The sequence below is a fragment of the Moraxella sp. RCAD0137 genome, assembly GCF_002894025.1.
Taxonomy (GTDB): Bacteria; Pseudomonadota; Gammaproteobacteria; order Pseudomonadales; family Moraxellaceae; genus Moraxella; species Moraxella porci.
This window is the reverse complement of sequence record NZ_LTCC01000002.1, coordinates 177,406-190,947: the sequence shown is the minus strand read 5'-3', so window position 1 is coordinate 190,947 and position 13,542 is coordinate 177,406. Positions and strand designations below refer to the sequence as shown.

12 protein-coding genes are annotated in these 13,542 nt (G+C 43.3%); 2 read left to right on the top strand and 10 right to left on the bottom strand.

Annotation, left to right across the window (positions count from 1 at the left end):
• Positions 1-7: 7 nt before the first annotated feature.
• The 5 genes from AZ602_RS03370 to AZ602_RS03350 all read right to left on the bottom strand — a co-directional run bounded on the left by AZ602_RS03370 (position 8) and on the right by AZ602_RS03350 (position 7,567).
• Positions 8-3,292, bottom strand: a complete 3,285-nt coding sequence (locus tag AZ602_RS03370) for a type I restriction endonuclease subunit R (RefSeq protein ID WP_103033698.1) — start codon at positions 3,290-3,292, stop codon at positions 8-10.
• 109 nt (positions 3,293-3,401) lie between these two features.
• On the bottom strand, positions 3,402-4,730 hold the full coding sequence (locus AZ602_RS03365) for a restriction endonuclease subunit S (RefSeq protein WP_103033697.1): 1,329 nt from the start codon (positions 4,728-4,730) through the stop codon (positions 3,402-3,404).
• 2 nt (positions 4,731-4,732) lie between these two features.
• Positions 4,733-6,736, bottom strand: coding sequence for a class I SAM-dependent DNA methyltransferase (locus AZ602_RS03360; RefSeq protein ID WP_103033696.1), 2,004 nt, complete (start codon positions 6,734-6,736; stop codon positions 4,733-4,735).
• Positions 6,737-6,932: 196 nt separating this feature from the next.
• On the bottom strand, positions 6,933-7,259 hold the full coding sequence (locus tag AZ602_RS03355) for a hypothetical protein (protein WP_103033695.1): 327 nt from the start codon (positions 7,257-7,259) through the stop codon (positions 6,933-6,935).
• Between the two features lie 71 nt (positions 7,260-7,330).
• On the bottom strand, positions 7,331-7,567 hold the full coding sequence (locus tag AZ602_RS03350; protein ID WP_078317955.1) for a DUF2788 domain-containing protein: 237 nt from the start codon (positions 7,565-7,567) through the stop codon (positions 7,331-7,333).
• Positions 7,568-7,763: 196 nt separating this feature from the next.
• Between AZ602_RS03350 and AZ602_RS03345 the strand changes: the two genes are divergently transcribed.
• A complete protein-coding gene (locus AZ602_RS03345; RefSeq protein WP_103033694.1) occupies positions 7,764-8,474 on the top strand; it encodes an SPOR domain-containing protein in 711 nt (236 codons plus the stop codon).
• 149 nt (positions 8,475-8,623) lie between these two features.
• Here AZ602_RS03345 and AZ602_RS03340 read toward each other — a convergent pair whose 3' ends face one another.
• From AZ602_RS03340 to cmoA, 3 genes are all read right to left on the bottom strand, one after another.
• On the bottom strand, positions 8,624-9,547 hold the full coding sequence (locus AZ602_RS03340) for a DUF808 domain-containing protein (protein WP_103033693.1): 924 nt from the start codon (positions 9,545-9,547) through the stop codon (positions 8,624-8,626).
• 186 nt (positions 9,548-9,733) lie between these two features.
• Complete coding sequence (cmoB, locus tag AZ602_RS03335; RefSeq protein WP_103033727.1) at positions 9,734-10,759, bottom strand: tRNA 5-methoxyuridine(34)/uridine 5-oxyacetic acid(34) synthase CmoB; 1,026 nt, start codon at positions 10,757-10,759, stop codon at positions 9,734-9,736.
• A gap of 14 nt (positions 10,760-10,773) precedes the next feature.
• Positions 10,774-11,535: a carboxy-S-adenosyl-L-methionine synthase CmoA gene (gene cmoA / locus AZ602_RS03330; RefSeq protein ID WP_103033692.1), complete on the bottom strand. Its 762-nt coding sequence runs from the start codon at positions 11,533-11,535 to the stop codon at positions 10,774-10,776.
• Between the two features lie 75 nt (positions 11,536-11,610).
• Between cmoA and msrA the strand changes: the two genes are divergently transcribed.
• The gene (gene msrA / locus AZ602_RS03325; protein ID WP_103033726.1) at positions 11,611-12,129 is read left to right on the top strand and encodes a peptide-methionine (S)-S-oxide reductase MsrA; all 519 of its coding nucleotides are present in this window, start codon (positions 11,611-11,613) and stop codon (positions 12,127-12,129) included.
• A gap of 73 nt (positions 12,130-12,202) precedes the next feature.
• Here the strand turns inward: msrA and AZ602_RS03320 are convergent, their stop codons facing one another.
• Positions 12,203-12,598, bottom strand: a complete 396-nt coding sequence (locus tag AZ602_RS03320; protein WP_103033691.1) for a hypothetical protein — start codon at positions 12,596-12,598, stop codon at positions 12,203-12,205.
• Between the two features lie 23 nt (positions 12,599-12,621).
• The gene (locus AZ602_RS03315) at positions 12,622-13,329 is read right to left on the bottom strand and encodes a nitroreductase (protein ID WP_103033690.1); all 708 of its coding nucleotides are present in this window, start codon (positions 13,327-13,329) and stop codon (positions 12,622-12,624) included.
• Positions 13,330-13,542 lie beyond the last annotated feature (213 nt).

Sequence of the window (13,542 nt, the reverse complement as noted above, 5' to 3'; positions counted from 1 at the left end):
TACTCCGTTATGTTAGACGATGCACATCAATGGTTTCACCATCTTTAAGCAATTTATACAGCACCTTGATCACATTCTGCATCGCTTGTGCATCGGTCTTGAGCAACAATGCTGATAAGTCTTGATGTGAGGTCAGTGCTTGAATAATTGCGCCTTTCGTTGCCGATGGCAAATTACCTTGCAAGGCTGTGGATTCAGGATTATTTTCAATCTGAGCCATAACTACATCGTTATTTCGTAGAATGGTTACTAAATGATTGATGTATACCACCTGTTCTTCACGGGTGGAAATATCGCCAAAAGTCTGAGCAATAAGATCAATGACTTCTTTCAGATAAGTCATTTTGGTTGGCTGTAAATCACCATTGGCTGTGCCTTGGATGGGGGCTAATGGTTGAGGTTCATCCGCTTCGGGATGATCGGTATCATCGGTTTTAAGTTTCTTTTTAAAGATGCCAAAGCCAGTCAGTACCAAGCCTGAAATATCAATTTCTTTAGCAGACATACCATTTAATCGTTTGGATAAGAGCTTGGTAAATGCCGAGAAGTTTTCAAGTTCAGGATCGCCAAAGTCAATAAGCTGTGCCACATAGGAATAAATACGGCTAAACTTATCCAAATTGCCCTTAAAGCGCATCAAGGTTTGTAATTCTACGTCTAACTGCTTGCGCTCAAATTCCGCTTTTTCTGCGCCTTCATCATTGCCGTCTGCTTTGGCTTGATCAAATGCGGTTTCCTGTAGCTCAATCGCCTGTTTGAGCATTTTCAGTTTTTGGTTAAACAGGCGGGCGACACGATCGGTTGCTTTAAACAGGTCGGGATGTGTGGTTTCTTTGAAATCATGATTACTAATATCACGGATGGTTTTAAAACGAGCTGCTTTAAACTCCTCCAAATCATCTTCGGTAATCAGATCAAGTTCTTCAATATTATCTTTGATGGTATAAACCACATTCGGGTCTTGTACATCCACCATTTTTGCCCCGTTGTCGTACTTTTTGAAGCACTTTAAAATCCATTCAGGGTCATTTACAAAGTCAATTACAAAGGTTTGATCTTTGCCTGTGGTGGTACGGTTTAAGCGTGACAAGGTTTGTACCACTTCAACTTCATTGGCAATGACTTTATCAATGTACATGGCGCAGAGTTTGGGTTGGTCAAAGCCTGTTTGGAATTTATTCGCCACTACCATTAAGCGATATTCAGGGCGGTCAAATGCGATGCGTAAATCAGAATTAGGTGCATCGGCATTCATATTGGCTTCGGTAAATTCAGCATCTTCACCAACTTGAAATAGCGCCCCGTTTTCGCTATCACCATCTGCTTCATGGCTAATCTGTTTGCCCGTGAGCTTACCCGAAAATGCCACCAAGACACGGTAGGCACTGTATTCAGGGTTATCTTCAATATATTTTTCCAAGGCAATTTTATATCGTGCTGCCGCAGGGCGTGAACTGGTCACGATCATGGCTTTGGCTTGACCATTAAGCAAATTGGCAACATTGTGGTGAAAGTGTTGAATAATAAACTGCACCTTTTGGGTGACATTGGTCGCGTGTAAAGCCATCCAACGGGCTAAGGCTTTCTTGGCTGCTTTAGAATTGACCCGTTTATCATCATCAACAGCTTCACCGCCGAGTTTAAAAGCTGTTTTATAAGGCACGTAGCCTTGCAGTACATCTAAAATAAAGCCTTCTTCGATGGCTTGACGTTGTGGATATAAATGAAAGGATTCAGGCAAGTTGTCATCACTGGCAGGCTCACCATTTTTAGTGCGCCCAAACAGCATTTTAGTCGAGTGCTTTGGAGTTGCAGTAAAGGCAAAGTGGCTGATATTTTTAGACTGTACACGCGCTTTTTGAATCTGCTCAAGCAATTCCTCAACAGTCAGGTTAGCCATTGCTTCACCTGACTGCAATGCCAATGTCGCTTGCAGTTTAGATGCTGTTGAGCCTGTTTGCGAGGTATGTGCTTCATCAATCACAATACCGTAGTTACGGTCGCTTAAACTGGTATTGGTCAGAATTGCTTCCATCACATGCGGGAAAGTCTGAATAGTCACAATAATGATCTGTTTATTGGACAACAGTGCATCTTCAAGCTGTTTGCTTTTCGATTTGCCTGCATGTTCTTTGTCATCACGGTTAATTGCAGCAATTAAGCCTTTCTGATGGTCTAATTGTTGAATGGCTTCCTGTAACTGGTCATCCAGTACCGTTCTGTCTGTCACCACAATGACGGAGTTATAAAACGGTGTACCGTCATTGTGACGCAAACGCACCAGTGAATGACACACCCAAGAAATCGTAGAGGTTTTGCCTGAGCCTGCACTATGTTCACACAGATAATTCAGTCCTACGCCTTTTTCTTGCACATCGGCAATGATTTTATTCACCGCATCAAACTGGTGGTAACGTGGAAAAATCAAGCGTTCCTGTACCGTCCAGTTGCCATATAGATCGACTTTGTTTTTCTTTTCCACATAGACAAAGTTATGGAATATTTTCAGCCAATTATCACGTTGGCAGACATAATCCCAAAAGTAAGCTACTGGATAATCTTCACCTAGGGCTGCATCCGCAGGGGGGTTGCCTGCATGTCCCTCATTACCTTTATTAAACGGCAAGAAATAGGTGCTTTCACCATCTAAAGCCGTGGTCATGGCAATTTCAGATTCAGACAAAGCAAAATGCACAATTGCACCACGCTTAGGTGTCAGCAATGGCTCTTTACGTCTTGTTTTAGGGTCAATCGGCTTACGATCATTTTTATACTGCTCAATGGCATCTTCTAAAGACTGATTAAACTCGGTCTTAATTTCTACCGTTGCCATTGGCAAACCATTAATAAAGAATACAAGGTCTAAAATGCCTGCATCTTTAGAAGGGTGGTATTTAAGTTGTGGAACAACACGTAGGATATTGGCGTTATAGCGGTCAATGACAGCTTGATTGCGTCCATCTTCGGGTGCGCTCTCACTGAGGTCTATCGTGCCTGCGCCCGCCATGCTAAAGCCATTACGAAAGATATGGATTGTGCCTTTCTTATTCAGTTCATCATCCAAGCGGTCGATGATGCGCTTTTCGGTATTATTGCCATTCAAGGCTTGCAGTTTTTCCCACTTTTCAGGCTGTGTGGCTTGAATCCATGTGATTAAATCTTCGGGATAGAGTGCATATTCGGTATGATAATTTTTACTTTGCCCAACCACCCAACCTTGCGCTTGCAGTTTTTGCACAATATAGGCTTCTAAGTGACTTTCATAATGGGCTTTGTCTGCCAAGATATTCATGCGATTCCCCTAATTTTTAATTCTGTTGTAATGCGTGTTGCCAAAACGGGGCTTGATGCCATAACTCAGGCATTCCCATATTGGCTTTAGATAGTGTTTGCTAAAAAATTCATGCGCCAAACTCCCTTACGTCAATTTTACCTGTAACCGCATGGGAGATAATCGAAGAACGATATGCTTTAAGTTTTTCGATTAGTTCTATTTGCTTGGCTTTTAATAATGATATTTTTTTACATTCATTATCTAAATACTCAACAATTAAATCTTGTTCATGAACTGGCGGCAGCCAAGAATATATGTCTTTTAATATACCTTGGGTAATACTAAAAACTTTAATACCTTTAACTTGTGTTTGAATTTGTTTGCGATGTGCATTTGAATCAAATATGTATGCAAAGAATCTCGGTTTTTGTTTCGATTTTAAACGAGCAATAACAGTATGATACCCTGCGAAAACTTGGGAATTACTATTTAAATATGAGAAATTACCTGAACCTTCAAAATCTTCTGATGTATCAGCAAAGATAAAATCACCACTATTCAAAAGGCAGTTTTTTGAGGTTTTTAAATATTCTTCTGACACAAATTTCATGTCATTAATTTCAGGGTTAAATTCAAATCCAAATTTTGAATGCACCTCACCATAACTAACACACGGAATTCCTGATTCCTGTAAGTTTTCTTTCGTGATACTTAGGCCTTTACTAAAGTTGAATATGTGTCTGTTCTTTAACACCGTCCAATGCTCAGGCACATCCCCCAACCATTCCACACCACTGTCTTTCATCGGTGCATTAGGATTTAAACCTTTAGTGACAGCATGAGAAATAATCGACTTACGCTGTTCTTCTAAAAGCTCAATTAACTTTTCTTGCTTGGTAATGAGGTTGTCAATTCGGGCAGTTTCGGTGTCGAGAAAATTAGCGATCGTGTTTTGTTCAATAAGACTTGGGATAGATAACTGAATTGTTTTTAGTAAATGCCACTTAACTTGACGTTGAATCGTACCTACGCTCATAGATGCGATCATAAACTGATCAACAATCCCCTTATCACGCAGAAAGTATTTAAAAAACTTAGGTTCACATAATGTTTTGTTAAATGAAAAAATAAGATATGCAGGACTGACGATACCCCGATACGGGCTAACTCCTACAGACCCTCTCCAAGCTTGTTGATTATTCATTACGAAATCATTGACTTCAACAAGTTGATACTTTTCAAGATTATCTGCTGGTTTATGGACCATCCCACCACCCTCAGAATGGAGTATGACTCCTCTATCCAAATAAACAGATAACAATTGTTCTTGAGTCTTGTTAGTGATTTCTTTTCGGTTAAATAGATGCCAAAAAGGATAAATATCCCATTCATCAGGCACATCACCTAACCATTCCACACCGCTATTTTTATAACTTGGGTATTGTTTAAATTCCATTTTTAAACCTCCCCAAGCAATTGTGCGACTTCGGCAGACAACTCTTTGATCTCCGCCATAATGTCATTCGGATGGCGTGGCTGCTCGAATACATAGAAATAGCGGTTAAAGTTAATTTCATAACCTACCACCCCCACTTGACCGTCTTTGCTATCGGTATAACTGGTATCAATTACCGCATCAGGCGCATGAGGAAGTACCTCTTTTGCCATATAGTCCTCAATATTTTGATTTAAAGGAATATTTTCATAGTCGGTGAGGTCACTGTCCATTTGTACTTCACCATTAATTTCAACGGCTTCGGCATCAGGATTTTGCACCCCAAACGCAGCGATCAAAGCATTCTTTAAGCCCTTACTGACTTTGCTGAGTGGTAGATTGTTTAGGAATGTATTCTCAAACCAAGCATATTCTTTACTGTCACCAAATTGCTGCTCAATATAAGCTGATACCGTGTTTTGGTCGCTGTCGGATAACTTGCCAAATTCTTTCGATGCTTTAAACGATTCCAGTTTTTCCGCATCAAATTGAAGATCAATCCGTAGAGGGCGCAAGACTTTTACTCGGCGATAGCCAAAGTCAGTGTAATCAAAAATCTTACTGACCGAACTTTCTTCAAAGTCGGCATAAATACGGCTAATTTCATCAATCGAGTTTTGGTCAATAAACTTGCGCTTGTTGCCCTCATTTTTGCGCATAGATGAACCCATACCTGTTGCATCAATGAGCTGTACTTTGCCTTTGCGCTGTTCAGGTTTACGGTTTGAAATCAACCAAATATACGTTCCAATGCCTGTACGGAAGAAAATATCAGTCGGCAATGCCACAATTGCTTCGAGATAATCATTTTCTAAAATAAAGCGTCTAATTTCTGACTCGCCTGAGCCTGCACCACCGTTAAACAATGGTGAGCCTGATAGTACAATCGCACCACGACCACCACCATTTTCAGGTAGTTCTAGTTTGGAAATCAAATTTTGTAAAAACAGCATTGAGCCGTCACTGGCTTTAGGCAAACCCGCACCAAAACGCCCATTTAAGCCTTTTTCTTTATGCTCTAATTGAACCGCACTGGCATCCTTCGCCCATGACATGCCGAAAGGCGGGTTAGAACATTGATAGTGGAAACGCTGTCCTGCAAATAAGTCATTACTGAGTGTACTGCCCAATTTAATATTCTGCGATAAATCACGGCTTGGGTCAGATTCCAGTTTTTTGAGCAACATTGAACCCAATGCGACTGCATGAGTTTCAGGCTGCAATTCCTGTCCGTGGGGTACAAGTACAGGGGCAACTTTATAGCGGTCTTTGAAACCGTCTACATAGTTCATCATGTCGGTTAGGAAGCCCGATGTACCGCACGTTTGATCATAGATAGTTCTGATTAAACCATTCTTTTGTTCAAACAACTCATTATCAGGCTCAAGCAATAAAGTCGCTGCCAAATGCACAATATCACGCGGGGTCATAAAGTCCTCTGACCCCGTACCGACTTCCGCACCAAATCTTGCAATCAAATGTTCATAGACATTGCTCATGGTGCGGTCAGGAACAACATTCGGATGTAAGTCGATGGCAGCGAAGTTGTTGCAAATGCGTAGCAGTAAATTCGCTTTAGAAAGCTTATTGATTGTTGTATTGAAATCAAACTGTTCAAAGATTACACGCACGTTTTCAGAAAAATTAGAAATGTAATCTTCAAGGTTGGCTTTGGTTTTTGTACCGCCTAAATTGGAAAGGTTATAAGTCGATTTGTTATAGAACGGATTGCCGCTTACGTTAGTAAGAATATCGTCAAGCGCCATCCCTTGATCTTTGAATTGCTCATAAGTATTGAGGACAGCATCTTTCGTTGGCTCAAGTACACATTCCAAACGTCTTAATACCGTAAAGGGCAAAATGATTTTACCGAACTCTGTATGCGGAAAATCCCCCCAAAGATCATTCGCATTGTTCCAAATAAAACTTGCCAGTGTCGATTCAGTATTGTTTGGTGCAGATGCCATTTTATTTTCAACCTTATTTTGCAATAGTTAAATATTATGCAATAAACGTAGATTTTTCAACCTTGAAATGCAAATTTTAAAATTGATTTGCTCAAGTAGTTTCAACCTTAGATTACAAAAATTAGAGTTTGTTAAGTTAAAAAATAAGGTGAGATTTTTAAAAATCCCACCTTAAAATGCAAATAGCCCAATTTGATTAATTGGTGGTGGCTGCATCGGCTGCAGGCGCAGCTTCCGTGGTCGCATCGGCTGCAGCAGGCGCAGCGGCATCGGTGGCAGCATCGGCTGGAGCGGCAGCATCGGCTGCAGGCGTGGTGGTAGTCGCCGCGCCACCTGACAACTCAACAAAAGTCGGCTGTCCATGATCATCAAAAATCATCTCTTCAGCTTGTGGCGCCTTTTGTAGTGCAGCTGCCTGCGCTTCTTCAACGCGATCTACCGCATAGACTTTCTCATGGTCCTTGCTGCAAGCGCTCAACGCCACTGCTGCTGCCATCACGGCAATTAGTGCAAAATTTTTCATACCGTTTCTCCAAGTTTAAGATCAATTAAAATTGTCAATCAAGCCATCAATGCCGATGAACAATTTAAAGCTTATAAAACCCATTTTTCAAGGACGAATTCGATCACAAGTTTGGCGATGAATCCAAAAAAACCCATACCCAAAGCCACAAAAATCCAGAATGTTCCTGCTCTGCCTGCATTTGATTTTTTGGAAATGTCCCACATAATAAAAATCAAAAATGCAATAAAAACAGGCAGTAATACATACAAGCCCAACTTGGTAATCGTCTCGGCCGATACCAAAAATAGCGTCGCCATCGCAGACATGCTAAGCACCTTTGTGATAATTCATCCACATATTATAACAATATTTATCCCAACTACCAACCACCATGCAACAATAAGCACGATATTTTTAGAAAAATTTGTTACAATAGTCATCATTCATTGATTTTGTCATCTTAAGTCCAGTTGCGCCGCTCGATGCAGCTTTGGCCAGTACGCTCAGCCCAAGGATATTACCATGTCACCAAGACCCCAAAAACAACCTTCTGCCATCTATAAAGATGAGATGCGCCGCCGCAGCAGAGGCTTAAGCAGCCTATTATGGATGCTGGTGGGCGCTTTGGTGGTGGTGATGCTGTCGGTATTTTTGTATTTTTCGCCTTTGTTTGATGGTTTTCGCCGCAGTACCGCTGAACTCGAAGCGCCGGTTGAACCCATCAAAACCACCAGTCCTGCGATGGAATTTGAGTTTTATGAAGTGCTGCCTGAACAAAAATTTCAAAGCATCCCTGAGGGCGTCAGCATCCAAGAGCGCGAGGTGGTCAGTCTGCCCACGCCAAGCACGGACTTGATCGTGCATTCTAATGCCAATAACAGCGCGCCAAGCCAAGTCGAGCCTGCGCCCATCGACACAGCCGAGGCGGATGAGCCAACCAATCGACTGACGATGAGTGAATCGGAGCGCGGCATCAGCCAAGTCCAAGCTAGTCAAGGCAGCCACATCCTACAAATCAAAAGCTACGAACAAGCCCACGAAGCCGACCTAAAGCGCGCTGAAGTGCTGATGGCAGGCGTCGATGCCATCGTCGTGCGTCGCGAATTAAACGATGGCAGCTTTCTATACCAAGTCATCTCCACGCCGATGAGCCAAAGCGAGGCCACCGCTGCCAGCATCCGCCTGCGTAATAATGGCATCGATTCGATCATCATCGAACAGCGGACGCGGTGATAGCCATCCGCATCAAGGGTCGTTTCACTTTACCCCAGTGATTCATAAATCAGCCGAACAATTTATCACAATATGCAAAAAAAGACGCATTCAAGCGTCTTTTTTGATTGGCAATGTCAGTTATTCAATGCCACATCGCTTGAGGCGAGTTAATGCTTCTTACCAAACGCCTTCTTCGCCACGATCACCACCGCAAGGATGATCAAACCTGCGATCAGACCCACGATCCCATTATATAGCGCTTCGGTAAAGCCGCCAAATACGCCTGACAATGCCGCCAGATCTTCGGCTTGATGGTGCAAAATATCGATCCCATGTACCAAGATACCACCACCGACCAAGAACATCGCAAGTGTACCGGCGAATGATAAGAACTTCATCAGCTTTGGTGCAAAAGCAAGCAGTGCACGACCCATCGCCTGTGATGATGAGCTAGGTTTGTTCAGTAGATGCACGCCCATATCATCAAGCTTGACAATCAGACCCACCAAGCCATACACACCGACAGTCATCAAGATAGCAATTGCTGTCAGTGCTGCCGCTTTGGTTGCTAGTGTCGCTGCGGTCATCACGCCCAGTGAGATGACCACGATCTCAGCAGATAAGATAAAGTCCGTACGAATCGCACCACGGATTTTGTCTTTTTCTAAAGCGACCAAATCCACCTGCTCATCAGCATTGGCGACTAGGCGGTCATGATGTGCGGCATCATCGTCAAGCTCATGTGGCAGTAGATTTGGGGCGAATTTATGCACGACTTTTTCGGCACCTTCATAGCACAAGAACGCACCGCCGAGCATCAACAGGGGTGTAATCAGCCAAGCTGCCACCGCACTGATGAGTAGGGCAGCTGGCACTAGGATGACTTTATTAATGAACGAACCTTTGGCAACTGCCCATACGACAGACAGCTCACGATCGGCACGCACGCCAGTCACCTGCTGAGCGTTCAGCGCCAAATCATCACCCAGTACGCCTGCAGTCTTTTTTGCTGCCATTTTTGTCATTACTGAGACATCATCAAGAATCGTTGCGATGTCATCAAGTAACATCAGTAGGCTACCACCTGCCATATTTTCACCTTAATTTTAGAGTATTGTTTTAACTGGTTGGCCATGCGCTGAAGTTGGATTTATTAATACAAAAAATACAAAATAAGCCAAGCGCATGACAGCTGGCTTATTATAATCAAGCTTTGGCAAATGATGTGTAGTAAATTGTATAAAATTGGCACAAATGCCAATTTATATCATCGCAGGTCAAGGCTTTTTGGCGACCATCACCGCGCGTACAGGGCGTGGATAGCCTTCGATGGTTTTGCTGTCATCATTAGGATCTAGAAAGTCTGATAGTGAATGATAAGTCATCCAATCAGTTGCACGCTGCTCATCACTTGTGGTGGTGCTGATATCGACGCAGTGGACATCGACAAAGCCTGCTTTTTCAAGCCAAAGTGTCAGTGCCGCCACCGATGGCAAAAAATACACATTATTCATCATCGCATAGCGATCTTTTGGTACAAGTACGGTATTTTCATCACCTTCTACGACCAGAGTTTCAAGCACCAGTTCACCGCCTTTTAGCAGTTGATTTTTTAATTGTAATAAACAATCAAACGGCGAAGCACGGTGATATAGTACGCCCATACAAAAGACGGTATGAAACAATCCGCCATTTGGCAATTCTTCCAAACCCACAGGAATAAAGTGAATCGGTGACTGGCCAAAGCGGTTGGTCATCTCACCCAAAAAATGCCGTATCGCCATAAACTGATGATAAAACAAGCAAGATGGGTCAATCACCACCACGCTACTGGCACCCGCTCCAAGCATACGAAAGCCATGATAACCCGAGCCACCGCCGACATCGAGCACGCGTTTGCCGCTAAGATCGCTGATGTGTGGCAAGACGCGATCCCATTTGTGATCGCTACGCCATTCAGTGTCGATATGGATTTGATGCGTCTCATCACCGATGATAAAGCCGCCTTTTCGCCATGGCATCAGGTTTCTTAGCAGTGCTTCGGCTTTGCGATAGTCACTGTGAGTCAAGCTGACATGAGCAGTGACACAGCTGGCATTAAGATCGATATGCGTTGGCGATACTTCAGGCAGTTTGTTAATTACTGATTCATAATACGGTGCGTGTGCATACCGCTCTTTATTTTTGATACTACCAAGCCAATCAGGTAGGCGTTTGAGCCATTCATACGCCACAGGATGATGCTGAGCTAGGTCAAACAAGGTGTCAAATAAGGCTTTTTCGGTACGGGCAATGGTGTTCATCATACTAAAAATCGCTATTTAAACGCCACAATCGACGCAAAATTCAAAAACATAAACCAAGTCAAACGACGCTCAAATCCTGCTTGCTGCAGCCTGTGATGATGCAGCTCAAGCGTGTCGGTGATGAGTACATTCTCAAGTGCATTGCGTTTGCCACTGATTTCCATCTCGCTGTAGCCATTGGCTCGCTTAAAATCATAATAGCGTTCGACTCGCCATGCATCATCTTGTTCATCACTTAGGTGCGTTTTTTCGGTGAGAATCAAAATACCGCCATCAGCCAGTGCATCGTGGCATTTTTGTAGTAGGGCTAGGCGGGCATCAGGATTGAGAAATTGCAAGGTCAGATTGATAACAATCAAATCGCACGGCTCAAAGTCCATCTGCGTGATGTCGGCAAGCTCAAAGCGAATGTCATGATCAGGATAATGCTCAACGACGACACTTTTGGCACGATCGATCATCGGCTTTGAGATGTCGATGGCATGGATTTCAAGCTCATCAGGACGAAATTTATCCGCCAAAGCAAAACTTACCGCCCCAAGCGATGTGCCAAGATCATAGACACGACTGACTTTTTTACCATCATGCGTATTTTGGCGAAATAGGCAATGACGGCGAGCCAAAATCGGCAGCATGGCAAGCATCTGCCCATAGCCTGGGACACTGCGGCGAATCATATCAGGAAAACACGCCACCACTTCTTCATCAAAGCTAAAACGAGCCGATTTATCCAGCGGTGTCGTAAATAGCGTGTCGTGCTTGGTATTTGACATAGGCTTATGATAGACTGGTAAAAATGACTTATTATAGCATTGATTTATCAATTTGAAATTAAGGATGTGGTGATGATTCGATCAATCTTGTTGGGTGGTGGCTGTTTTTGGTGTACTGAGTCGGTGTTTGGCGCGCTAAAAGGCGTGCAAAGTGTCGTCAGTGGTTATGCAGGTGGCAGTGCCGATACCGCCAATTATCAAGCGGTCTGTACGGGTACGACAGGTCATGTCGAAGTGGTGCAGGTGGTCTATGATGATCAAGTGATTGATTTATCGCAGATTTTGGCAGTGTTTTTTGCCACCCATGACCCGACAACGCCGAACCGCCAAGGCAATGACATCGGCACACAATATGCGTCGGTGATTTTTTATGAGGATAACACCGATAAAGCCATTGCTGAGCAACTCATAAATGAGCTTATCAAAGATGGCATCCCTGTCGTGACTCGCCTTGAGATGGCACCGCAGTTTTATCCAGCAGAAAGCTATCATCAAAATTATTTTGCCAATAACCCCACTCAGCCGTATTGTAGTTTTGCCATTCCACCAAAATTGGCAAAACTGCGTGAAAAATTCACCGATTTATTAAAGTGATATTTCGTTTATAAATACTAACAAAACATACTGGATTGTGCGATAATCAATCCAGTATGTTTGCTATGCCAGTTTACTCTGGCAGTTTAACTTCCATATCAGGTACGATAGCGGACGGCTTGAATATAACTCGGTAAAAATAACTATCAGCCTGATTGGGCTCAATTTGTTCGACAAATGCTGTCACATTGTCAGATAGCACTAATGTATGTCTTTTAAATACTTTTTCACCTGTCTTGCAAATGACATTAAAAGCAGTTTTGCTATCATTCAAATCAAATGAGCATCTGCCTTCAATCTCAAGGATGTAGTTATCCGTGATACCATTATAAAACACAATACGGCGATTAACTTCAAAATTATCCGCTGATTTTCGTGTGTTGTAACTGGCAATGTTGGCATCGCTACAGCTGATTATCGCAGTCATCATCATGGCGAGGGCAGAAATTTTGAATAATGTATGTTTCATATTAATTGGTACCTTTGCTCCTATTAATCCAAAAACACCGCAAATTCATCCATAGGCACGCGTGGCGTGATAAAGGTATTGACGATGTCTGATTCATCGGCATAGCCAAGTGCGACGGTACAAACCAGCTCTTCATCATCGCCTGCACCGATCGTCTCAAGCACCACAGGGTGGAAGTGGTTGAATGCAGCTTGCGGGCAAGTGTCAAGCCCACGAGCCTTGGCGGCGATCATCACATTTTGGATCATCATGGCGATGTCCATTTTTGAGCCGATGCCCATCACTTTATTGACGGTGAAAAACAGACCAACAGGCGCATCAAATAGCTTGAAGTTGCGATCGTGCTGTGCTGCCATTTTTTCTTTATCGCCTTTTTGGATGCCAAGTAAACCGTACAGCCCCCAGCCATTTTCACGGCGACGATCGATGAATGGCGAGATCCATTCGGTCGGATAGTAGGGGAAAGTTTCTTGGAATTTGTCCGCAAGACTTGGATCATCGGCGATGGCTTGTTTGGCAGCAAAGATATTGTCAATCAGCTGGGTTCGCTTGTCGCCTGTCACCACATAGACTTTCCACGGCTGTGTGTTCGCGCCTGATGGTGCGCGGCTTGCCACGGTGAGAATATCTTTGATGGTCTGTGTATCGACGGGCGTATCCAAAAATGCCCGTACTGAGTGGCGAGCGGTGATCACGCTATCTACGATAGTAGTTTGGTCTTGGGTGGTCATGGGTAAGTCCTTGTTTGTTGTGTGGTGGTTTTTTTGCTAAGGTTTTTTAAGATTATGCCAAAGCACTGTTGCCTTGTCAAACTGTCGTAATTCTAGCATCGGCACAGCAGTGTATCTTGTTTGGCGTTTGCTCGGCTTAAGTTACGCATTTGTTGCATGATGGTTGATATTGTCGGATTTTAGCAAGTTTATTTTGAAATCACGGGCAAAATT

Excerpts from the sequence above, each read along its gene's own strand:
- AZ602_RS03365 (WP_103033697.1), bottom strand. The coding sequence starts at position 4,730 with ATGGAATTTAAACAATACCCAAGTTATAAAAATAGCGGTGTGGAATGG.
- cmoA (WP_103033692.1), bottom strand. The coding sequence starts at position 11,535 with ATGTCAAATACCAAGCACGACACGCTATTTACGACACCGCTGGATAAA.
- cmoB (WP_103033727.1), bottom strand. The coding sequence starts at position 10,759 with ATGAACACCATTGCCCGTACCGAAAAAGCCTTATTTGACACCTTGTTT.
- AZ602_RS03320 (WP_103033691.1), bottom strand. The coding sequence starts at position 12,598 with ATGAAACATACATTATTCAAAATTTCTGCCCTCGCCATGATGATGACT.
- AZ602_RS03370 (WP_103033698.1), bottom strand. The coding sequence starts at position 3,292 with ATGAATATCTTGGCAGACAAAGCCCATTATGAAAGTCACTTAGAAGCC.
- AZ602_RS03355 (WP_103033695.1), bottom strand. The coding sequence starts at position 7,259 with ATGAAAAATTTTGCACTAATTGCCGTGATGGCAGCAGCAGTGGCGTTG.
- AZ602_RS03340 (WP_103033693.1), bottom strand. The coding sequence starts at position 9,547 with ATGGCAGGTGGTAGCCTACTGATGTTACTTGATGACATCGCAACGATT.
- AZ602_RS03315 (WP_103033690.1), bottom strand. The coding sequence starts at position 13,329 with ATGACCACCCAAGACCAAACTACTATCGTAGATAGCGTGATCACCGCT.
- AZ602_RS03345 (WP_103033694.1), top strand. The coding sequence starts at position 7,764 with ATGTCACCAAGACCCCAAAAACAACCTTCTGCCATCTATAAAGATGAG.
- AZ602_RS03350 (WP_078317955.1), bottom strand. The coding sequence starts at position 7,567 with ATGTCTGCGATGGCGACGCTATTTTTGGTATCGGCCGAGACGATTACC.
- AZ602_RS03360 (WP_103033696.1), bottom strand. The coding sequence starts at position 6,736 with ATGGCATCTGCACCAAACAATACTGAATCGACACTGGCAAGTTTTATT.